Source organism: Streptomyces sp. NPDC012466 (assembly GCF_042955215.1).
Taxonomy (GTDB): domain Bacteria; phylum Actinomycetota; class Actinomycetes; order Streptomycetales; family Streptomycetaceae; genus Streptomyces.
In genome coordinates this window covers 555,623-576,489 of the sequence record NZ_JBIBEQ010000005.1, presented here as the reverse complement: position 1 = coordinate 576,489, position 20,867 = coordinate 555,623, and the positions used below count along the sequence as shown (strand labels likewise).

Sequence of the window (20,867 nt, the reverse complement as noted above, 5' to 3'; positions counted from 1 at the left end):
GTGCCGAAGCGCAAGAACACGTTCTCATCCTGGCGGCGTGGCCTCACCCAGCGCGCCGTCCACGCGGGCTGGGCCTGGCTGCAACGGACGGCCTCCGTGACCGCAGAGCACCCCGGCCGGTACCGGTTCGGCGCGATGGGAACAGGTACCAGGCTCGCCTTCCCGCTCGGCACGGTCTTCGGTGAACCGTGGATCCACCTCGGCTCCCACTGCATCATCGGCGAGCAGGTCACCCTGACCGCGGGCCTCATGCCCGACCTCGACCTCGGCCCGGACCCGATCCTGCGCCTCGGCGACGGCGTCGTCCTGGGCCGCGGCAGCCACGTCATCGCCGACACCACGGTCACGATCGGCAGCGACTGCTACTTCGGCCCGTACGTCTACGTCACCTCCACGAACCACTCCTACGACGATCCGCACGAGCCGATCGGCAAGCAGTGGCCGCGGATGGAGCCGGTGGAGATCGGGCCCGGCTGCTGGATCGGCACGGGAGCGGTGATCCTGCCGGGCGCCCGGATCGGGCGGAACGTGGTGGTCGCCGCGGGCGCCGTCGTCCGGGGCACGGTGCCGGACCACGCCGTGGTGGCGGGCGCACCGGCCCGCGTCGTACGACGCTGGACCCCGGCCGACGGCTGGCAGCCCCCGCTGCGCACGCCGGCGCCCGTCCCGATACCGGAGGGCGTCACCCCCGAGCAGTTGCGTGCGCTGTCGGACCTGGACGAGGAGACGGCGGCCCGGCTGGCCGAACTGGACGAGGAGGCGGCGGCGGGTCTCGCGGAGCTGGAGCCGGGGTCGTCCTGACCTCCGGGAGGGAATCCTCGGGTGCCCGGACGAGAGGGGTGCGCCGCCCCTGGGGTATGAGCCCGGATCAGCCCGAGGCCAGCAGCACCGTCCCCACCAGGGCCAGTCCCGCCCCCGCGGCCTGAATCGCCCGCAGCCGTTCGCGGAGGACGCCCCGTGCCGCCACGGCCGTCACCACCGGGTACAGGGAGGCCAGCACGGCGGCGACCGTCACCGGGCCGTGCTGCGCGGCGATCGAGTACGTGCCGTTCGCGGCGACGTCGGCGAGGCCGACGAAGGCGAGGGCGGGCAGGGAGTGCCAGGGGAAGCCGTCCGCCGGGAGTGCGGGCGACCCGCGCCGCACCGAGACGTACAGCGCCAGGCCGCCGGCGGCGACATTGGTCACCCGCTGCACGAACAACGCGAGGAACAGACCCGTGAGGGTCGACGACGCCTCGGCGATCAGGGCCATGACCGCGCCGAAGCCGAACGCCGCGAGCAGGGTCAGCCCGATGGCCTGGCGCTGGACGGGAGCGCCGCGGAACTGGGGGCCGCCGGCCAGGCACACACCGGCGACAGCGACCAGGATGCCGGCGAACTGCAGCAGACCCGGGCGTTCGCCCAGCACCAGGCCCACCCCGACCGGCACGGCCACGCCGATCGACCCCAGCGGCGAGACCACGCCCATCGGGCCCAGCGCGAGCGCCTTGTAGAAGGCGAGCATCGCCACCGGCCCGACCAGCCCGGCCGCCACCGCGAACCACAGTCGTGGCCCCGCCTCGCTCCAGCCGCCGGTCGCCACCACGACCACGCCCAGCACGGCCACCGCGATCGACTGCGAGACGACGACCACCGTGAGCGCGGGCGTGCGCCGGGTCAGCAGGCCGCCGCCGAAGTCGGCCAGCCCCCACAGCAGGCTGGTGGCCAGGGCGAAGAGCGCTGTCATGGGGTGGATACCTCGCAGTACAGTTCAGTGAACGATCAGGTCAACCACACCATAGTGCAGCCCGCTGTACTGTGTCATACAGAATATTGGACGGAACGTGTCGGACCTCGACCTGCTGACCCAGTCCCTGGCGCGGAGCGTCAAGCACTGGCGCGCGGTGCGCGGCTTCACCCTGGACGTGCTCGCCGCCCGGGCGGGCGTCAGTCGCGGCATGCTCATCCAGATCGAGCAGGCCCGCACCAACCCCAGCCTCGGCACCGTCGTCAAGATCGGTGACGCGCTCGGGATCAGCATCACCACGCTGCTCGACCACGAGCAGGGCCCGAACGTCCGCGTCATCCCCGCCGAGCAGGCCGTACGGCTGTGGCACACCGACGCCGGCAGCTACAACCGGCTCCTCGCGGGCACCGAGGCGCCCGGCCCGCTGGAGATGTGGGACTGGCGGCTCATGCCCGGCGAGAGCAGCCCCTCGGACCCGCACCCCGCCGGCACGACCGAACTGCTCCACGTCACGGCGGGCGAGCTGACCCTCACCGTCGACGGCGTCGAACACCGCGTGCCCGCCGGCGCCAGCGTCCACTTCGAGGCCAACGTCCCGCACATCTACGGCAACACAGGCGACGCGCCCATGGAGATGGTCATGGCCGTCTCGGTGCCGCCCGTGACGTAAGGCGCCCGGCCCGACGCCGGTCCGCTGTTGTTAGCGTGCGCTCATGCGCGCACCCATCGGACACTTCGACAACGCCCGCCCGGCCCCCGCCTGCCTCGACGAACTCACCGTCCCGGTCGCCGACGCCGTACGCCACTGGCGGGGCAGCGTCCCCGCCGAGCACATCGTCTACGTCGACACCGACCCGGAGTGGGCCGACACCGCCACCTTCGTGGAGCACTACGGGCAGGATCTGCTGGAGCGGTCGGCGAACTGCGTGGTCGTCGCGGGCAAGCGGGGTGGCGCGTCCACGCTCGCCGCCTGTGTAGTGCTGTCCACCACCCGGGTCGACGTGAACGGCGCCGTGCGCCGCCGGCTCGGTGCCCGCAAGGCGTCCTTCGCCTCGACGGACACGGCCACCGGCGAGACCGGCATGGAGTACGGCGGCATCACCCCGCTCGGACTGCCGGACGGCTGGCCCGTCCTGGTGGACGCCGCCGTCGTCGACCTGCCCTACGTGCTGGTCGGCAGCGGCCGGCGGCGCGGCAAGCTGCTCGTCCCGGGCAAGGCGTTCACGGAACTGCCGGGCGCCGTCGTACTGGAGGACCTCGGGGTCCGCTGACCTACGCCGCGATGTGGTGGACCAGCGGAAGGTGGGGGTCGCTCTCGCCCGGGGCCGGCTCCGGATCCGCGTGCACGAGGGCCGCGGTCAGCCGCGGCACCGCGTGCAGCAGCGCGTGCTCGGCCTCCACGGCGACGCGGTGTGCCTCGCGCACCGTCACGTCGCCGTCCACCACGACCGCCACCTCGGCGCGCAGCCGGTGGCCGATCCAGCGCAGCCGGAGCTCACCCACCCCCCGCACCCCGGGCACCTCGGCCAGGGCCCGCTCGGCCCGGTCCACCAGAGCCGGGTCGACGGCGTCCATCACCCGGCGGAACACCTCACGGGCCGCGTCGCGCAGCACCAGCGCGATCGCCGCCGTGATCGCCAGCCCGACGATCGGGTCGGCCAGTTGCCAGCCCAGGGCCGAGCCCCCGGCGCCCAGCAGCACGGCCAGTGAGGTGAAGCCGTCCGTGCGGGCGTGCAGTCCGTCGGCGACCAGTGCGGCCGAGCCGATCGAGCGGCCGACGCGGATGCGGTAGCGGGCCACCCACTCGTTGCCGGCGAAGCCGACGACAGCGGCCACGGCGACCGCCGGGACGTGCTGGACCGGGCGCGGATCCAGCAGCCGGTCGACAGCCGTCCAGCCCGCGAAGGCCGCGGACGCGGCGATCGTCAGCACGATCACGAGCCCGGCCAGGTCCTCGGCCCGCCCGTAGCCGTAGGTGAAGCGGCGGGTGGCCGCGCGCCGGCCCAGCACGAAGGCGATCCCGAGGGGCACGGCGGTCAGTGCGTCCGCGGCGTTGTGCACCGTGTCCCCGAGCAGTGCCACCGATCCGGACAGGGCCACCACGACCGCCTGGGCCAGTGCCGTCACGCCGAGGACGGCGAGCGAGACCCACAGCGCACGCATCCCGCGCGCCGAGGACTCCAGCGCGGAGTCGACCTTGTCGGCCGTCTCGTGGGAGTGCGGGGTGAGGAGGTGGCTCATCCGCCGGCGCAGGCCGTGGCTGTGACTGTGGCCGTGGCCGTGGCCGTTGCCGTGGTCGTGGCGGTGCGGGTGGGAGTGCTCGTGCCGGTCGCTCACGTGGATCCCCTTTCGGTGCGCGCGAGAGTGGACGTACCCGTCCCGTGCCGCCATTATGTGCGTATGAGCGCACGCATGCACCTGTCATCTGCGCATGATGCGCATCCGCGCAGCCCCGGCGAGGAGCAGTTCGCACTCGCCGCCGAACTCCTCGCCCTGCTGGGGGACCGGACCCGGCTCGCTCTGCTGCACGCGCTGACCGGGGGAGAGGCCGACGTCACGACCCTCACGGAAGTGTGCGGGGCGGCCAGGCCGGCCGTCAGCCAGCACCTGGCGCGACTGCGCCTCGCGGGCCTGGTGAACACGCGCAAGGAAGGCCGCCGGGTGATCTACGCACTCCGCGACGGCCATCTGCGCCGGCTCGTCGACGAGGCGCTGAACGTGGCCGACCACCGCCTCAGCGACCGGCCCCCGCACGACTGAGTCAGTACCGCGCCGCCGTCCCGAGGTACTGCTCGGCGAAGGCGGCGGCCGCCGCGGGCGAGGTGAACAGGCGGCGCAGCCGGGCGAGCGTGATGCCCGCGCGGAACGGGTCGCCCGCCGCCGTGCCGTGGTACACCTCGGACAGCCACTGCGAGAACTCCTGGTAGTCCCACACGCGCCGCAGGCACGCCGCCGCGTAGCCGCCGAGACCGCTGTCGTCGCCGGTGGTCAGCCGGGCGGCCAGGGCGTCGCCGAGCAGGAAGGCGTCGTGCAGGGCGAGGTTCATGCCCTTGGCGGCGATGGGGGCGACCAGATGGGCCGCGTCGCCGGCGAGGAACAGCCGGCCGTGCACCATCGGCTCGACCACGTAGTCGTGCATGTCCAGCACGCGCTTCTCGATCAGCCGCCCCTCGGTCAGCGGCGGCACACCGGCCGCCCCGAGCCGCTCCCGGAGCTCGGCCCAGACACGCTCGTGCGGCCAGTTCGCCGGGTCGTCGCCCGGCGGGCACTGGAGGTAGTAGCGGGTCACCTCCGGGCTGCGGGGCATCTGGCCGGCGAACCCGCGCGCGTGGCAGCCGAACAGCACGCAGTCGGCGGACGGCGGGGCCTCGGCGAGCAGGGCCAGCCAGCCGACGCCGTAGTCGTGCCGCGCGATACGGACCCGCTCGGGCGGGAGCGAGGCCCGGCTCACCCCGCGCGCCCCGTCGCAGCCGGCGACGAAGTCGCAGTGCACCACGTGGCCTTCACCCGTCTCCGGGCAGGTGTACGAGACCCAGGGCCGGTCGGTGTCGAGGTCGTGGATCCGCACGTCCCGGACGCCGAAGCGGATCTCTCCGCCCCGGACGTCGGCGTACTCGCGCACCAGGTCCGTCACCAGCAACGGCTGCGGGTAGACGAAGTGATGGCTGCCCGTCAGCTCGCCGTACGGGAACCGGTAACGCTGCCCGTCGAAGCGGAACTCGCACGCGGTGTGCAGCTCGGCGCGGTCCAGCAGGTTCCGGGCGAGGCCCCGCTTCTCCAGGCCGCGTACGGCCCACTCCTCGATGACCCCGGCCCGGGGCCGCTGTTCTATGAACTCCCGGGTCTCCGTCTCCAGCACCAGACAGTCAACGGACGCGGCCCGCAGGATGTTGCCGACGGTCAGCCCCGCGGGACCGGCGCCCACGACAACGACCGGGAAGCGTTGCGGGGCGCCGGAGTTGACGGGCGGCACGGGGTGGGTCATGCGCACATTATGGAGGCCGGTCTCAGTGCACGGGCACCTCCGCGACGGCCACCTCCTCGATGCTCCGCTCGATCTCCCCGGTCCGGGAAGCCGAGGCACGGGCCCAGTAGTAGATCGCCAGCGAGAACACGGCGACGACCAGGACGTCCCACCACAGTCCGAGGTGCCCCTGGCCGCCGAAACCGCCCTGCCAGGAGATGACGCCCATGCCCAGCAGGTACACGGGCAGCCACTGGGCGGCCCTCCAGTCGAGGCGGGGCGCGTCGGGCAGACCCTTGCGGACGGCGTACCAGGCGTAGCCGCCGAGCAGGACGTAGCCGAGGACGATGGCCACGCCGAGCCGCCACAGGGTGTCCCAGGTGGACCAGTAGATGATGAGGTCGGCCACCACGAACGACAGGGGCGAGAGGACCTTCCCGCCGGGCAGGCGGTAGGGGCGCTCCCGGTGCGGCAGCCGGTCCGCGAAGACGCCGTAGGCCAGTGGGGCGCCCGCGTACATCAGCACGCTCGCCGAGGTGATGAAGCTGACCAGTTGCTGCCAGCTGGGGAACGGCAGGAAGCAGACCACGCCGGTCACGAAGGACACGATCAGCCCGAACCACGGCACGCCGCGCGCGTCCGTGCGGGCGAAGAGCTTCGGCGCGTAACCGTTGCGGGCCAGACCGTAGGAGACGCGGGACGTGGCCGTCGTGTAGATCAGGCCGGTGCCGCCGGGGGAGACCACCGCGTCCAGGTACAGCACCGCGCTCAGCCAGCCGAGACCCACCAGGGTCGCGAGTCCGGCCCACGGACCGCTGATGCCGGGGTAGTCGAGCTTGGTCCAGCCGTGCGCGAAGGAGCTCAGCGGCAGGGCGGCGATAAAGACGACCTGGAGCAGGACGTAGATGGCCGCGCCGATGGCGACCGAGCCGATCGTGGCGCGGGGCAGGTCACGCTGCGGGTCGCGGCTCTCGCCCGCCAGCTGGATCGCCTGCTCGAAGCCCAGCAGAGCGAAGATGATGCCGCTGGAGCTGACGGCGCTCAGCACGCCGTGGGCGCCGAAGGGGGCGAAACCGTGCTCGGTGAAGTTGCCCGGGTGGAAGTTGCCGGCCGCGATGATGAAGATCGCGGCCAGCGGCACGGCCACCTTCCACCAGGTGGCGGCGCTGTTGGTGTGCGCCAGGATCCGCACGCCGAGGAAGTTGACGACGACGAACACGGCCATCAGGACGACGGCGACGGCGAAGCCGCTCGTCGTGAGCGTCCCGTCCTTCGCGTGCTGGAAGCCCTGTGCCCAGTGCCAGTGCCCGGCGTAGCCGATCATGGCCTCGACCTCGATCGGTGCCACGGTCGCCGCCTGGAGCCAGGAGAACCAGCCGAAGGACATGCCGGCCAGTCCGCCGAACGCGTAGTGCGGGTAGCGGGCCGTGCCGCCCGCGACCGGGAACATGCCGCCCAGTTCCGCGTGCACCAGGGCCAGCAGCACGATCGCCACCGCGCCGATGAGCCAGGACAGGATCGCCGCGGGGCCGGCCGCCACGACGGCCTTCTCGGCGCCGTACAGCCAGCCCGAGCCGATGATGGAACCGACCGAGGCCCACATGAGCCCGATCAGCCCGACCTCCCGGCGCAGGCCGTCTCTTTCCATGAATGCGGGGCCTCTCAGAGATGAACTCGGGGAGTTCGGCGAGCAAGAGGCCTCAGGTTAGGAAGGGGTCAGGCGACCGCAGAAGACGAGTTGTGCAGCCTTGACCGGGCACGGGGATTTCGTGGGAAACGCTTCAGGATTCCTGTACGCGGTGATGAGACAGCCGTGGGATCTCGATCGCCGGGCAGCGGTCCATCACCATCTCCAGGCCCGCCGCCCGGGTCCGGTCGTACGCCGCTTCGTCGATGACGCCGAGCTGGAACCAGACGCCCTTCGCGCCCTTGGCGACCGCCTCGTCGGCGACGGCTCCGGCGAGGTCGCTGTTCACGAAGACGTCCACCACGTCCACCTCGAAGGGGATGTCCGCCAGGTTCGCGTACCCCTTCTCCCCGTGCACCGTCTCCGCCTTCGGGTGCACCGGCACGACGCGCTTGCCGAAGCGCTGGAGCACGGCGGCGACGCCGTACGCCGCGCGCTGCCGGTTCGACGACAGGCCCACCACGGCCCAGGTGTCGCCGAGCCCGGTGAGAATCCTGCGGACCGTTGCCTCGTCGCCGTACACCGGCGGCCTCCTCGGGAGTCGTGGACGAACTGCTCCCGGGTCAACGGCGCGGGGTGCGCGGTGATTCCCCGGACGGCCTCCGTGATAGCTTGCCGAGGCCAGTCGAACCCATGTACGTGGGTCAGGGAATCCGGTGCGAATCCGGAACTGACGCGCAGCGGTGAGGGGGACGGGCGGGGCCTCGGCCACTGGACTCCCTCGTGGACGTCCGGGAAGGCGCTCCGATCCGGGTGAACCCGAGTCCGAAGACCTGCTGGCGGCCCCCGCGGCCGCATGCGGCGGGGGAGCACCGTACGACCGGGCTCCGCGAATGGGCCCTCGACGCCTGAGGACTGGTTCCCGTGTCCCTCGCCCTACCCGCCCGTGCCGCCGTCCTGCTCGCGGCCGGCTCCCTGCTCCTGACCGGCTGCGGCGCCTCCGGACCCACGACGGCGAAGGCCGCCGTCACGCTCGTCAACTGTGGCCACGACGTCGCCGTCGAGACCCCGCCGCGGCACGCGGTCTCCCTCAACCAGGGCACCACCGAGATCCTGCTGTCCCTCGGTCTAACCGACCGCCTCGCGGGCACCGCGACCTGGACCGACCCGGTGATGAAGGGGCTGGAGAAGGCCAACGCGTCGGTGCCGCGCCTAGCCGACGACAACCCGTCCTTCGAACGCGTCCTGGACGCCGACCCCGACTTCGTCGCCGCGTCCTTCGTCTCCACCCTCGGCAAGGGCGGCGTCGCAACCCGCGAGCAGTTCGAGAAGCTCGGCGTCCCCACCTACGTCTCCCCGTCCGACTGCGCAGGCAAGGACAACTCCGGCGGCGGCGACGGCGCACGCGACAAGGCCCTGGGCATCGACACCGTCTACGGCGAAGTCCGGGACCTCGCGACCGTGTTCGGGGTGAAGGAGCGGGGCGACAAGCTCGTGGCCTCCCTCCAGCAGCGCATGAAGAAGGCCACGGCCGGCATCGACGCCTCCGACGTCACCCTCCTGTACTGGTTCGCCAACTCCGAGTCGCCCTACACGGCCGGCTGTTGCGGAGCGCCGGGCATCATCACCCGGGTCCTCGGCGCGAAGAACGCCTTCGACGACACCCGCGAGGAATGGCCGCAGGTCAACTGGGAGACGGTCGCCGACCGCGACCCCGACGTCCTCGTCATCGGCGACCTGACCCGCAAGTCGCAGACCGCCGAGTCGGCCGCGAAGAAGATCGCCTTCCTGGAGTCCAACCCCGTCACCAGGAACATGGACGCCGTCCGGCACAAGCGGTACGTGCTGCTCAGCGGGCAGGCCATGAACCCGACCATCCGCACCGTCGAGGGCGTGGAGCGGGTGGCCGCGGGGCTGCGCCGGTTCGGGCTGGTGAAGTGACCACCCGGAGCGAGCCGGCCCCCGGGGCCCGACGCGGGGCCGGACTCGCGCTGGGCGCGGCGGGGGCCGTCGCGCTCGCCGCCTCCCTCGCCGTGGCCATCACCATCGGCCCCGCCGACATCCGGGTCGATCGCGCTGGGCGCGGCGGGGGCCGTCGCGCTCGCCGCCTCCCTCGCCGTGGCCATCACCATCGGCCCCGCCGACATCCGGGTCGCCGACGTGTGGTCCGTCGTCGCCGCCCACCTGGGTCTCGGCAGCTCGGGGCTGACGCCGATCCGGGACGGGATCGTCTGGCAGCTGCGGTTGCCCCGCACCCTGCTCGCCGCGGTGTGCGGGGCCGGACTCGCCGTGTGCGGGGCGGTGATGCAGTCGCTGCTGCGCAATCCCCTCGCCGACCCGTTCGTGCTCGGAGTGTCCTCGGGCGCCTCCACCGGAGCGGTCCTCGTCGTCGTCCTCGGCGTGGGCGGCGGCGCCCTCCCGGTGTCCGCCGGGGCGTTCCTCGGCGCCCTGCTGTCGTTCGCGCTGGTGCTGCTGCTCAGTCACACCCTCGGCGGCACCACCGACCGGGTCGTCCTCGCGGGCGTCGCCGCCATGCAGCTCTTCTCCGCGCTCACCTCCTTCGTCGTCATGACCGCCGCCGACGCCGAGACGACCCGCGGCGTGCTGTTCTGGCTCCTCGGCTCGCTCGGCGGCGCCGGCTGGACCGACGTGTGGCTGTGCCTGGCGGTGCTGGCCCTGGCGTTGGTGGTGTGCCTGTCGTACGCGCGTACCCTCGACGCCTTCGCCTTCGGGCAGGACGCGGCGGCCGCGCTCGGGGTGTCCGTCGCCCGCACCCGCCTGGTGCTGCTGTGCGTCACGGCCCTGCTCACGGCCGCCCTGGTCAGTTCGGCCGGGGCGATCGGCTTCGTGGGGCTGGTCCTGCCGCACGCCGCCCGGGCCCTGACCGGTCCCGGGCACGCACGGCTTCTGCCGGTCACCGCTCTCGCGGGGGCGGTGTTCCTGGTGTGGGTCGACACCCTGGCCCGTACCGTCCTCGATCCGCAGGAGGTTCCGGTGGGGGTCGTGACGTCGCTGATCGGAGTGCCGGCGTTCGTGGCGGTGCTGTACCGGACGCGGAGGGTGCGGTGAGCGGCACCGGGCGTTCGAAGGGTGAGGGGCTGCGGGCCGACCGGGTCGGTCGCCGTGCCGACGGACGCCTCATCCTGGACGGCGTGGCCCTCGCGCCCGAGCCCGGCTCCACCGTCGGCGTCCTCGGCCCCAACGGCTCCGGCAAGTCCACGCTGCTGCGGCTGCTGGCCGGACTGCTCACGCCGACCTCCGGAGTCGTCACGCTCGACGGCGCACCACTCGGTGAGCTGCCCCGGCGCACGGTCGCACGCCGCCTCGCCGTCGTCGAGCAACAGTCGGACACCCAGATCGAATTGACGGTGGAGGACGTCGTACGGCTGGGCCGCGTCCCGCACCGGCGGGCCTGGGCGCCCGCCTCCGCGGACGACGAGCGGGCCGTGCGCGCCGCCCTGGAGCGCACGGGCCTCACCGGCCGTTGCGCCCAGCCCTGGCACACCCTCTCGGGCGGCGAACGCCAGCGGGTGCAGATCGCCCGCGCGCTCGCCCAGGAACCCCGCGAACTCCTCCTCGACGAGCCCACCAACCACCTCGACATCCACCACCAGCTCGACCTGCTCACCCTCGTCACGGGTCTTCCGGTCACCACCGTGGTCGCCCTGCACGACCTCAACCTCGCGGCGATGTACTGCGATCAGGTCGTCGTGCTGTGCGCGGGGCGGGTCGTGGCCGGGGGCACTCCGGGGGACGTCCTCACGGAGGAGCTCATCGCCGAGGTGTACGGGGTACGGGCCGATGTCAGCCGTGAAGGGCACGAGGGGCGGCCGCACGTGCGGTTCCTGGGGACGCTTGCCTGAGAGGAGCCGGACAGGCCACCGGTTGGGGCGATCGCGCCACGGTGGCCCGAAAACGGCGAACCTGCCCGCGTGTGCGTGTCCGCCCGCCTACGCTCACCCCGTGCTGCGCATCATCGACGCCCGAAGCCATGAGCCGGTCGACGCCGCCCCGGCCCGCCGGGGCCTGACCCGTGTCGTGGTGCACGCGCCCGGCTCCGACACGACGAACCTGCGGGTGCTGCTCGTCGGGGACCTCCTCGTCCGGGCCCTGGAACTCGGCGGCACACCGGTGTGGGCGCTGCTGACCGGCGGCCGCAGGCAGGCGGAACTGCGTGCGGATGCCGCGAGCCTCGGCATGCACCCCTTCGAGGACAGCCCCGACGTCGGCGCCGGACTGGGCGAGGCCCAGGTCGTCCACGTCGTCGCCGCCGAGGACGGGCCGCTGCCCGACGGGGTGCGGATCGCCGTCGCGCCGGTGGAGGTGGACCCGCCCGACCACTCCGATCCCGCCGCCCTGCGCCTGGCCCTGCTCACCCGGCACCACAGCGCGCCCGTCCGGCTGGAAAGGGCCTCCCTCGACGACGCCCGCGCCACCCTCGCCCGCTGGCGCAGCGCGGTCGCCCGCTGGGCGCGGCAGCCCTCGCGGCCGATCCCCGACGACGTGCGGGGGCGGCTGCGCGACGCCTGGGAGGACGACCTGGACGTGCCCGGGGTGCTGGACGTCCTGCGCCACGTCGAGACCGAGCCGGACCTCGCCGACGGCGCACGCTTCGAGACGTACGCCTACGCCGACCGGCTCCTCGGCCTCGAACTCACCCGCGACCTGGGGTCACCGTCATGATCGAACGCGCCGGAGCGGGTCCGCTGCGCCGCCTGATCGTGCTGCGGCACGCCAAGTCCTCCTGGCCCCTGGACGTCGCCGACCACGAACGTCCCCTCGCCCCGCGGGGCCGCCGGGACGCCCCCGCGGCCGGGCGGGTCCTGGCCGACGCCGACCTCCTGCCGGACCTCGCTCTGTGCTCCACCGCCGTCCGCGCCCGCCGGACCTGGGACCTGGCCGCGGCCGAGTGGGGCACGCCCCCGCCGGTCCGGCACGACCGCCGCATCTACGCCGCCGGCCCGTCCGGCCTGCTGGCTGTCGTGCACGAGGTGCCCGCCGAGGTGGAGACCCTGCTCCTGATCGGGCACAACCCGGGCTTGGAGGAACTGGTCCTGGCCCTCGCCGGTGACGGCCTCGACGACACCCTGGAGCAGGTCCGTACGAAGTTCCCCACCTCGGCGATCGCCGTGCTGTCCTGGCGCGGCACCGCCTGGCGGGCCCTCGCCCCCGGCACCGCGCTGCTCACGTCCGTGATCGTGCCCCGGGGCGCGAAGAAGCAGCCCCCGGGCCGCGCATAGGCTGGCCGGATGCAGGACGAATACCGCACGGTCACCGCCGCCGGCGTGCACGAGACCGAGGTCAACCGCTCCCGCTTCCTGTGCGCCCTCGCCCCGGCGGCCACCGAGCAGGAGGCCCAGGACTTCATCGCCGCGGTCCGCAAGGAGCACGCCGACGCCAGCCACAACTGCTGGGCCTACGTCATCGGCGCCGACGCCTCCGTCCAGAAGGCGAGCGACGACGGCGAACCCGGCGGCACGGCGGGCGTCCCCATGCTCCAGATGCTGCTGCGCCGGGACATGCGGTACGTCGTCGCCGTCGTCACCCGCTACTACGGCGGGGTCAAACTCGGCGCCGGCGGGCTCATCCGGGCGTACGGAGGAGCGGTCGGCGAGGCGCTGGACAGCCTCGGCACCCGCACCCGCCGCAGGTTCCGGCTGGCCACGGTCACCGTCGACCACCAGCGCGCCGGCAAACTCGAGAACGACCTGCGCACCACCGGACGCGAGGTCCGCGACGTGCGCTACGCGGAGGCCGTCACGATCGAGATCGCGCTTCCGGACGCCGACGTGGAGGCCTTCCGGTCCTGGCTCGCCGACGCCACCGCCGGGACGGCCGGCTTCGAACCGGGCGGGGAGGCGTACGGCGACGCGTGACGCGCGGCTCCACCCGGCGGCGTTTTCTCGGTACACATACGGACATGTCTCCTGAATCGGCGCCGGACAGGCGTGGCTTGCCGAGGTTCGTGGTGGAGCAGATGCCCGCACGCGTTAGCGTGGTGGGTGCTGACAGCGAGCCGTACCGGCTCGCGCTGGTGGTGCGGGAAGCAGGGGGAGACATGCGGGTCGGGGCGGGGTCGTGAGACTGCTGCACACGTCCGACTGGCACCTCGGCCGGGCCTTCCACCGGGTGAACATGCTCGGTGCCCAGACCGAGTTCATCGGCCACCTCGTCACGACCGTCCGGGAGCGGGCTGTGGACGCGCTGGTGGTGTCGGGGGACGTGTACGACCGGGCGGTGCCGCCGCTCGCCGCGGTCGAACTGTTCGACGACGCCCTGCACCGCCTCGCCGACCTCGGCGTGCCGACGGTGATGATCTCCGGCAACCACGACTCGGCCCGCCGGCTCGGCGTCGGTGCCGGACTGATCGGGCGGGCCGGCATCCACCTGCGGACCGAGCCGTCGGCCGCCGGCACCCCGGTGGTGCTGCCCGACGCCCACGGCGACGTCGCCTTCTACGGTCTGCCCTACCTCGAACCGGCTCTGGTGAAGGACGAGTTCGGCGTGGAGAAGGCCGGGCACGAGGCCGTGCTCGCCGCCGCCATGGACCGGGTCCGTGCCGACCTCGGCACCCGCGCGCCCGGCACCCGCTCCGTGGTCCTCGCGCACGCCTTCGTCACCGGCGGCGAACCCAGTGACAGCGAGCGGGACATCACCGTCGGCGGCGTCGCCGCGGTGCCCGCCGGGGTGTTCGACGGCGTCGACTACGTGGCGCTCGGTCATCTGCACGGCTGCCAGACCCTCACCGACCGCGTCCGCTACTCCGGTTCCCCGCTGCCCTACTCCTTCTCGGAGGCCGCCCACCGCAAGAGCATGTGGCTGGTCGACCTGGCCGCGGACGGCTCCGTCGACGCCGAGCGCGTCGACTGCCCCGTGCCCCGCGCCCTGGCCCGGATCCGGGGCACCCTGGAAGACCTGCTCGCCGACCCGGACCTGGCACGGCACGAGGAGGCGTGGGTCGAGGCGACCCTCACCGACCCCGTCCGCCCGGCCGACCCGATGGCCCGGCTCACCGAGCGTTTCCCGCACACGCTCAGCCTCGTCTTCGACCCCGACCGCGACGAGGACGAGTCCGAGGTGTCGTACGCCCGGCGGCTCGCCGGCCGCAGCGACCAGGAGATCGCGGAGGACTTCGTCGCCCATGTGCGCGGCGCCGGGCCCGACCCGCACGAACAGGGCGTGCTGCGGGACGCGTTCGACGCGGTGCGGGCCGACGAGACCGTGCGGGAGGTGGCCCGGTGAGGCTCCACCGGCTCGCTCTCACCGCCTTCGGGCCCTTCGGAGGCACCCAGACGGTCGACTTCGACGAACTGTCGACGGCCGGGCTGTTCCTGCTGCACGGACCCACCGGCGCGGGCAAGACGTCCGTCCTCGACGCCGTCTGCTACGCCCTCTACGGCTCGGTGCCCGGTGCCCGGCAGGGCGGCGGCCAGGGCACCACCCTGCGCAGCGACCACGCCGCGCCCGCGACCCGCACCGAGGTCACCCTCGAACTCACCGTCGCCGGACGCCGCCTGGAGGTCACCCGCCAGCCGCCCTGGGAGCGCCCCAAGAAGCGCGGCACCGGCACGACACTCGACAAGGCCCAGACCTGGCTGCGCGAGTACGACCCGACGGCAGGCGCCTGGAAGGACCTGAGCCGCTCCCACCAGGAGATCGGTGAGGAGATCACCCAGCTGCTCGGCATGAGCCGGGAGCAGTTCTGCCAGGTCGTGCTGCTGCCGCAGGGCGACTTCGCCCGGTTCCTGCGCGCCGACGCCGAGGCTCGCGGCAAACTGCTGGGCCGGCTGTTCGACACCCGCCGCTTCGCCGACGTCGAGAAGCGCCTCGCCGAGCGCCGCCGCGTCACCGAGGCCCAGGTGCGCGACGGGGACGCGGAACTGCTGGCCGACGCCCACCGCATGCAGCAGGCCGCGGGCGACGCCATGGAGCTGCCCGAACTCGCCCCCGGCGAACCGGGACTCGCCGAGGCCGTACTGAGTGCCGCCGCCGTCGCCCGCAGCACCGCCCGCGAACAACTCACCGTCGCCGCGTGCACGCTCACCGCGGCCGAGTCCGCCCAGGCCGCCGCCGGCCGTGCCCTGGACGACGTCCGCGAACTGGACCGGCTCCAGCGGCGGTTCGCGGAGGCGCGGGACCGGGCGGCGCGCCTGGAGCACGGTGCCGAGGCCTACCGGGAGGCGCAGGCGCTCATGGAGCGGGCCCGCAAGGCCGAAGCGGTCGCGCCCGCCCTGGACCTGCGGGAATCCGCCGAAGCCGAACACCGCCGGGCCGCGGCCGCCGAGGCGCGTGCCCGTGCCCTGCTCCCGGAGACCTTCGCCGACGCGGGCGCGGCCGGACTCGCCGCCGCCGCCCGCCGGGCCGCCGAGGAACTGGGCGGGCTCGACTCGGCCCGCCGCGCCGAGCGGCGGCTGGCCGAACTCCTCGACGAACGCGCCGGCCTGAGCCGGCAGGAGCGCGCCGACACGGACCTCCTCCAGGAGGCGGAGGCCTGGCTCGACGGCTGGGAGTCGACGCGCACCCGACTCCAGGACCGGGTGGAGGCCGCGCAACAGGCCGCGGCCCTCGCCGAGCAGCTCGCCGTGCGGCGCGAGCCCGCCCGGCAGCGGCTCCGGGCGGCGCGCCTGCGCGACCGGCTCGCCCAGGACACGGACCAGGCGGTCGACCGGGTCCGCACCGCGCGGGACGAGACGCTGGCGGCCAAGCAGCACTGGCTCGACCTCAAGGAACAGCGCCTGAACGGCATCGCCGCCGAACTGGCCGCCCACCTCACGGAGGGCGAACCCTGCGCCGTCTGCGGCGCCACCGAACACCCCGCCCCGGCCCGCAAGGTCGCCGGGCACGTCGACCGCGAGGCGGAGGAGCACGCGCTCACCGCCTACCAGCGCGCCGACGAACAGCGCGCCGAGGCCGAACGGCGCCTCGGCGCCGTACGGGAGGCACTGGCCGCTGCCACCGCCGAGGCCGGTGACACCCCCACCGACCGACTGGCCGAAGAACTCGAACAGGTGGAGGAGCAGTACGCGCAGGCCCGCACCGCCGCCGCCGAACTGCACTTTGCGCAGGAGCGGCTGCGGCAGGCCGGGCAGGAGCACGAACGGCGCCTCGCCGCCCGGCAGGAGGCCGCCGTGCGGACTGCCGCACGCGTCGGTCACCGGGAGCGGCTGGACCGCGAACGGGCCGCCCTGGAGGAGGAACTGGACCGGGCGAGGGGTTCCCTGGACAGTGTCGCCGCGCGAGCCGCACAGCTGGAGCGGCGGACCGCGCTGCTCACCGACGCCGCCGACGCCGCCCGCGTCGCCGAGGACACCGCCCAGCGGCTCAAGGACGCCGACGCCCGGCTCGCCGACGCCGCCTTCCGGGCCGGCTTCGAAACCCCGCAGGCCGCGGCCGACGCCCTCCTCGACAACGCCGCCCACCGCGCACTGCAACGCCGACTGGACGCCTGGCAGCACGAGGAGGCCGCCGTACGGGCCGTCCTCGCCGAGGCCGACACGGCCGCGGCGGCCCGCGCACCGCAGGCCGACCTGGCCGCGGCGCAACGGGCCGCCGACGAGGCGGCCCGGCGGCTGCGCGACGCCGCCTCCGCCCACGACGCCGCCGGCCGGCGCTGCGCGGAACTCGACCGGCTGTCCGCCCGGGCCGCGGCCGCCGTGCGGCGGCTGGCGCCGCTGCGCGAGGAGTACGACCGCGTCGCCCGGATGGCCGGCCTCGCCGCGGGTACCTCGGCGGACAACGAACGCCGGATGCGCCTGGAGTCGTACGTCCTGGCGGCCCGGCTGGAGCAGGTCGCCGCCGCCGCGACCGTGCGGCTGCGCCGCATGTCGTCCGGCCGCTACACCCTCGTCCACTCCGACGACCGCACCGGACGCGGCCGCAGCGGGCTCGGGCTGCACGTCGTCGACGCCTGGACCGGCCGGGAGCGGGACACGGCGACGCTGTCGGGCGGCGAGACGTTCTTCGCCTCGCTCGCCCTGGCCCTGGGCCTCGCGGACGTCGTCACGGACGAGGCGGGCGGGGTGCGGCTGGACACCCTCTTCATCGACGAGGGCTTCGGCAGCCTCGACGACCAGACCCTCGACGAGGTGCTCGACGTCCTCGACTCGCTGCGCGAACGCGACCGCAGCGTCGGCATCGTCAGCCATGTCCCCGACCTGCGGCGCCGCATCCACGCCCAGCTCGAAGTGGTCAAGGGCCGGTCCGGGTCGGCGCTGCGCCAGCGCGGCGCCGGTTAGGGTTCAGCGGCCCAGGGGGCGCCGGGGGAGGGGCGAGGAGTACACCACGCTCGTGGTCACCGAGCCCAGCGCCCCGATCTTCCCGGACACCTCCTCCAGGTGACGCATCGAGCGGGCCGTGACCTTGATGACGAAGCAGTCGTCCCCCGTGACGTGGTGCGCCTCCAGGATCTCGGGCGTGACGGCGACCAGGTCGTGGAAGGGCTTGTAGTTGCCGTTCGGATACCGAAGACGCACGAACGCCAGGATCGGCAGGCCCAGCGCTTCCGGATCGACCACCGCCGTGTAGCCCCGGATGACCCCGGCCTCCTCCATGCGGCGCACCCGCTCGGTGACCGCGCTCGCGGACATGGACACGGCGCGAGCCAGCTCGGCGAAACCGGCCCGGCCCTCCCGCTGGAGGACGTCGAGGATGCGCCAGTCGGTGGCGTCCGGGGAATACGCGGTCATGCCCGAGGAATAGCAGGGGAATCCCCGGCGGATCAAGCGGAGCACCGGGGATCATCACTTCAGGGACGGAACCGGTGGCCGTAGGTTTTCGGCATGACCACCACCGTGAACCCCGTGCTGCGTCTCGCCCCCGCCGCTCCGGCCGAGGCCGCCGCCCACTTCCGCGCCGGCCTCGCCTTCCACACCGACGTCTCCGACGTCGCCGCCGCCCTCGACGCCGGCGGTGACCCCGGCTTCGTCCTCGTCGACACACGCTCCACCGAGGCCTGGGACCAGGGACACATCCCCGGCGCGCTCCACCTGCCGACCGCGCTCGTCCCCCAGCGGGCGGGGCAGCTCCTCGACCGGTCGGTGCCGGTCGTGACGTACTGCTGGGGTCCCGGCTGCAACGGCGCCGCCCGCGCGGCCCTCGCCTTCGCCGAACTCGGCTACCGGGTCAAGGAGATGCTCGGCGGCTTCGAGTACTGGGTGCGCGAGGGCCTCGCGTTCGACACCTGGCAGGGGCGCGAGCGCCGGGCCCCGGACCCCCTGACGGCCCCCGTGGACACCGGCCGCTGCGGCTGCTGAACCCCCGGTCGGCGGCGGTGAGTTGACCCTGTAGGTTCTGCGCCATGGTGCGATACGCGGAACCGGGCGCGGTGGAATGGGTGGAGTCGGGCGGCGGGCCGCTGATAGCGGTACCGGAGACCGTCCTGCCCTTCTGGGCGGGTGCCGACGGCGAGGAGACGGCCTCGGACTACGACCGGGCCTGCGAGGTGGACGGTCACGTCGGTCTCCTCCCGGTCGGCGACTGCACCGCCCTGGTCCTGGGCGACGAGCCCGCCTCGACCGCCTATCTGCCCGACCACGGCATGTTCGTCCGGTGGTGCGCCGGCAACTCCGAGGACGAACTCCTGGCGAGCGTCCCGCCGGCGACCGCCACGGCGGAATGGGGACCGGAGACGACCTGGAAGGTGCCCGGTCCCGTCCGCCTCTTCGACGCGGCCTGGCCCGGGACGGACCTCGCGGGCACCGACCAGGTACGGGTGGTCCTGGAACCGGGGAGGTACGCGGTCCGCGCGGCGAGGGTCCAGCCGGGCCCGGAGACCTGGCTGGACCTGATCGAGCTGCGCCTCCTGGCGCCGCGGTAGCGACACCCCGCAGCGGCGCCTACAGCTGGGACAGTTCGTCCACCAGGTCGTCCAGCCCCAGCGAGCCCTGGGACAGCGCCGCCATGTGCCACGCCTTCGGGTCGAAGGCGTCGCCGTGCCGCTCGCGGGCGTTGTCGCGGCCCAGCAGCCAGGCCCGCTCGCCGAGCTTGTAGCCGATCGCCTGGCCCGGCATGGACAGGTAGCGCGTCAGCTCGCTCTCCACGAAGTCGGCCGGGCGGCTGCTGTGCGAGCCGAAGAACTCCTGCGCCAGCTCGGGCGTCCAGCGCTCCCCGGGGTGGAAGGGCGAGTCGTCCGGGATCGTCAGCTCCAGGTGCATGCCGATGTCGATGATGACGCGCACCGCCCGCATCATCTGGGCGTCCAGGTAGCCGAGCCGGCGCTCCGGGTCCGTCAGGAAGCCCAGTTCGTCCATCAGCCGCTCCGCGTACAGCGCCCAGCCCTCGGCGTTGGCGCTCACCATGCCGACGCTCGCCTGGTAGCGGGAGAGGTCCTGCGCCACGTGCTTCCACTGGGCCAGCTGGAGGTGGTGGCCGGGAACGCCCTCGTGGTACCAGGTCGACACCAGGTCGTAGACCGGGAAGCGCGTCTCGCCCATGGTCGGCAGCCAGGTGCAGCCCGGGCGCGAGAAGTCGTCCGAGGGCGGCGTGTAGTAGGGGGCGGCGGCGCTGCCCGGAGGGGCGATGCGCGACTCCACCCGGCGCACCCGCTCGGCGAGGTCGAAGTGGGTGCCGTCGAGCGCGTCCATCGCCTCGTCCATGAGGCTCTGGAGCCAGTCGCGGACCTCGTCGACGCCCTCGATGTGCGTGCCCTGCGCGTCGAGGTGGGCCAGCGCCTCCCACGGCGTGCCCGCGCCCGGCAGGATCTTCTCGGCCTCGCTCCTCATCTCGCCGAGGAGGCGGTGGTACTCGGACCAGCCGTAGGCGTACGCCTCGTCCAGGTCGAGGTCGGTGCCGTTGAAGTAGCGCACCCAGCGCGCGTACCGCTCCCGGCCCACCACGTCCGGCGCGCCCTCGATCGCCGGCGCGTACACGTCCCGCATCCAGTCGCGCAGGCGCACGACGGCCTCGGTGGCCGAGCGGGCGGCGGTGTCCAGCTCCGAGCGCAGGGACTCGGGGCCGGCGGCGGCGTACTGCTCGAACCAGCCGTGGCCCTCGCCGTCGGCGTCGGCCCACTCGCCGAGCTGCCCCACGAAGGTGGCGGTGGCGCGGGGCCCGCCGTACAGCTTCCGCTCCAGGCCGAGCGCGAGGGAACGGCGGTATCCCTCCAGCGCGTCCGGGACCGCGCGCAGCCGCTCGGCGATCGCCGCCCAGTCCTCCTCCGACTGCGCCGGCGTCACGGTGAACACCTGCCGCACCGCATGGGCGATGGAGCTCAGGTTGCTGACGGAACGCAGGCTCTCGTCGGCCTCGTGCACCGCGAGTTCGGCGCTGAGCCGCTCGCGCAGCAGCCGCGCGCAACGTCGTTCGATGTCACTGTCCGCGCCGGGCAGCCGCTCGGCCTCGTCCAGCCGGGCCAGCGTCCGGCGTGCCAGCTCCGCGAGCGCCTCCTGACCCGCGGGCGAGGTGTCGGGCAACCTGCTCGAACTCTCCTTGTCGCCGAGGAACGTACCGGTGATCGGATCGAGGGCGACGAGCTCGTCGACGTACGCGTCGGCGACCTCACGGGGCAGCGGGCTCTTGATCTCAGACATGCGGCCATCCTCGTACGACGGACC

General features: G+C 73.6%; 21 protein-coding genes and 1 riboswitch. Of the genes, 14 read left to right on the top strand and 7 right to left on the bottom strand.

Annotated features, from left to right (window positions below; all coding sequences use genetic code 11):
- The gene (locus ACFY9E_RS21710) at positions 1-801 is read left to right on the top strand and encodes a DapH/DapD/GlmU-related protein (RefSeq protein ID WP_390986401.1); all 801 of its coding nucleotides are present in this window, start codon (positions 1-3) and stop codon (positions 799-801) included.
- Positions 802-868: 67 nt separating this feature from the next.
- Here the strand turns inward: ACFY9E_RS21710 and ACFY9E_RS21705 are convergent, their stop codons facing one another.
- Positions 869-1,726: an EamA family transporter gene (locus ACFY9E_RS21705; protein WP_390986399.1), complete on the bottom strand. Its 858-nt coding sequence runs from the start codon at positions 1,724-1,726 to the stop codon at positions 869-871.
- A gap of 97 nt (positions 1,727-1,823) precedes the next feature.
- Here ACFY9E_RS21705 and ACFY9E_RS21700 point away from each other — a divergent pair, with 97 nt between their 5' ends.
- Positions 1,824-2,396 (top strand): cupin domain-containing protein, encoded by a 573-nt coding sequence (locus tag ACFY9E_RS21700; RefSeq protein WP_390986396.1) that lies wholly within the window; start codon positions 1,824-1,826, stop codon positions 2,394-2,396.
- Between the two features lie 43 nt (positions 2,397-2,439).
- Positions 2,440-2,997, top strand: a complete 558-nt coding sequence (locus ACFY9E_RS21695; protein ID WP_390986395.1) for a YbaK/EbsC family protein — start codon at positions 2,440-2,442, stop codon at positions 2,995-2,997.
- Between the two features lies 1 nt (position 2,998).
- Here the strand turns inward: ACFY9E_RS21695 and ACFY9E_RS21690 are convergent, their stop codons facing one another.
- Positions 2,999-4,063, bottom strand: coding sequence for a cation diffusion facilitator family transporter (locus ACFY9E_RS21690; RefSeq protein WP_390986393.1), 1,065 nt, complete (start codon positions 4,061-4,063; stop codon positions 2,999-3,001).
- A 63-nt stretch (positions 4,064-4,126) separates the two neighbouring features.
- Here ACFY9E_RS21690 and ACFY9E_RS21685 point away from each other — a divergent pair, with 63 nt between their 5' ends.
- Entirely contained in the window at positions 4,127-4,486 is a 360-nt protein-coding gene (locus tag ACFY9E_RS21685) for a metalloregulator ArsR/SmtB family transcription factor (protein ID WP_390986391.1), read from the top strand.
- Between the two features lies 1 nt (position 4,487).
- On the opposite strand, the gene ACFY9E_RS21680 is transcribed toward ACFY9E_RS21685, so the two are convergent.
- The 3 genes from ACFY9E_RS21680 to ACFY9E_RS21670 all read right to left on the bottom strand — a co-directional run bounded on the left by ACFY9E_RS21680 (position 4,488) and on the right by ACFY9E_RS21670 (position 7,900).
- Positions 4,488-5,711 carry a 4-hydroxybenzoate 3-monooxygenase gene (locus tag ACFY9E_RS21680; protein ID WP_390986388.1) on the bottom strand — a complete coding sequence of 408 codons (1,224 nt, stop codon included), beginning with the start codon at positions 5,709-5,711 and terminating at the stop codon, positions 4,488-4,490.
- 22 nt (positions 5,712-5,733) lie between these two features.
- Complete coding sequence (locus ACFY9E_RS21675; protein ID WP_390986386.1) at positions 5,734-7,338, bottom strand: amino acid permease; 1,605 nt, start codon at positions 7,336-7,338, stop codon at positions 5,734-5,736.
- Positions 7,339-7,471: 133 nt separating this feature from the next.
- Positions 7,472-7,900, bottom strand: a complete 429-nt coding sequence (locus tag ACFY9E_RS21670; RefSeq protein ID WP_390986383.1) for a CoA-binding protein — start codon at positions 7,898-7,900, stop codon at positions 7,472-7,474.
- A gap of 82 nt (positions 7,901-7,982) precedes the next feature.
- Positions 7,983-8,173: riboswitch (cobalamin riboswitch) on the top strand.
- A gap of 68 nt (positions 8,174-8,241) precedes the next feature.
- On the opposite strand from ACFY9E_RS21670, the gene ACFY9E_RS21665 reads away from it, so the two are divergent.
- From ACFY9E_RS21665 to ACFY9E_RS21630, 8 genes are all read left to right on the top strand, one after another.
- Complete coding sequence (locus ACFY9E_RS21665; RefSeq protein ID WP_390986381.1) at positions 8,242-9,258, top strand: ABC transporter substrate-binding protein; 1,017 nt, start codon at positions 8,242-8,244, stop codon at positions 9,256-9,258.
- Positions 9,259-9,387: 129 nt separating this feature from the next.
- Positions 9,388-10,386: an iron chelate uptake ABC transporter family permease subunit gene (locus ACFY9E_RS21660; RefSeq protein WP_390986652.1), complete on the top strand. Its 999-nt coding sequence runs from the start codon at positions 9,388-9,390 to the stop codon at positions 10,384-10,386.
- The gene (locus tag ACFY9E_RS21655) at positions 10,383-11,180 is read left to right on the top strand and encodes an ATP-binding cassette domain-containing protein (RefSeq protein ID WP_390986378.1); all 798 of its coding nucleotides are present in this window, start codon (positions 10,383-10,385) and stop codon (positions 11,178-11,180) included. The genes ACFY9E_RS21660 and ACFY9E_RS21655 overlap by 4 nt, the downstream gene beginning before the upstream one ends.
- Positions 11,181-11,280: 100 nt before the next feature.
- Positions 11,281-12,000: a hypothetical protein gene (locus ACFY9E_RS21650; protein ID WP_390986375.1), complete on the top strand. Its 720-nt coding sequence runs from the start codon at positions 11,281-11,283 to the stop codon at positions 11,998-12,000.
- A complete protein-coding gene (locus tag ACFY9E_RS21645; RefSeq protein WP_390986373.1) occupies positions 11,997-12,557 on the top strand; it encodes a histidine phosphatase family protein in 561 nt (186 codons plus the stop codon). The genes ACFY9E_RS21650 and ACFY9E_RS21645 overlap by 4 nt, the downstream gene beginning before the upstream one ends.
- A 9-nt stretch (positions 12,558-12,566) precedes the next feature.
- Positions 12,567-13,193: a YigZ family protein gene (locus ACFY9E_RS21640; RefSeq protein ID WP_390986371.1), complete on the top strand. Its 627-nt coding sequence runs from the start codon at positions 12,567-12,569 to the stop codon at positions 13,191-13,193.
- 202 nt (positions 13,194-13,395) lie between these two features.
- Positions 13,396-14,559: an exonuclease SbcCD subunit D C-terminal domain-containing protein gene (locus tag ACFY9E_RS21635; protein ID WP_390986368.1), complete on the top strand. Its 1,164-nt coding sequence runs from the start codon at positions 13,396-13,398 to the stop codon at positions 14,557-14,559.
- Positions 14,556-17,552: an AAA family ATPase gene (locus tag ACFY9E_RS21630; RefSeq protein WP_390986365.1), complete on the top strand. Its 2,997-nt coding sequence runs from the start codon at positions 14,556-14,558 to the stop codon at positions 17,550-17,552. Before ACFY9E_RS21635 ends, ACFY9E_RS21630 begins: the two co-directional genes overlap by 4 nt.
- Before the next feature lie 3 nt (positions 17,553-17,555).
- Here the strand turns inward: ACFY9E_RS21630 and ACFY9E_RS21625 are convergent, their stop codons facing one another.
- The gene (locus tag ACFY9E_RS21625; protein WP_390986363.1) at positions 17,556-18,002 is read right to left on the bottom strand and encodes an AsnC family transcriptional regulator; all 447 of its coding nucleotides are present in this window, start codon (positions 18,000-18,002) and stop codon (positions 17,556-17,558) included.
- Between the two features lie 93 nt (positions 18,003-18,095).
- Here ACFY9E_RS21625 and ACFY9E_RS21620 point away from each other — a divergent pair, with 93 nt between their 5' ends.
- Positions 18,096-18,569: a rhodanese-like domain-containing protein gene (locus tag ACFY9E_RS21620; RefSeq protein ID WP_390986360.1), complete on the top strand. Its 474-nt coding sequence runs from the start codon at positions 18,096-18,098 to the stop codon at positions 18,567-18,569.
- Positions 18,570-18,613: 44 nt separating this feature from the next.
- On the top strand, positions 18,614-19,132 hold the full coding sequence (locus tag ACFY9E_RS21615) for an Imm21 family immunity protein (protein WP_390986357.1): 519 nt from the start codon (positions 18,614-18,616) through the stop codon (positions 19,130-19,132).
- 19 nt (positions 19,133-19,151) lie between these two features.
- Here ACFY9E_RS21615 and ACFY9E_RS21610 read toward each other — a convergent pair whose 3' ends face one another.
- Positions 19,152-20,843, bottom strand: a complete 1,692-nt coding sequence (locus ACFY9E_RS21610; protein WP_390986355.1) for a DUF885 family protein — start codon at positions 20,841-20,843, stop codon at positions 19,152-19,154.
- Positions 20,844-20,867: the final 24 nt, after the last annotated feature.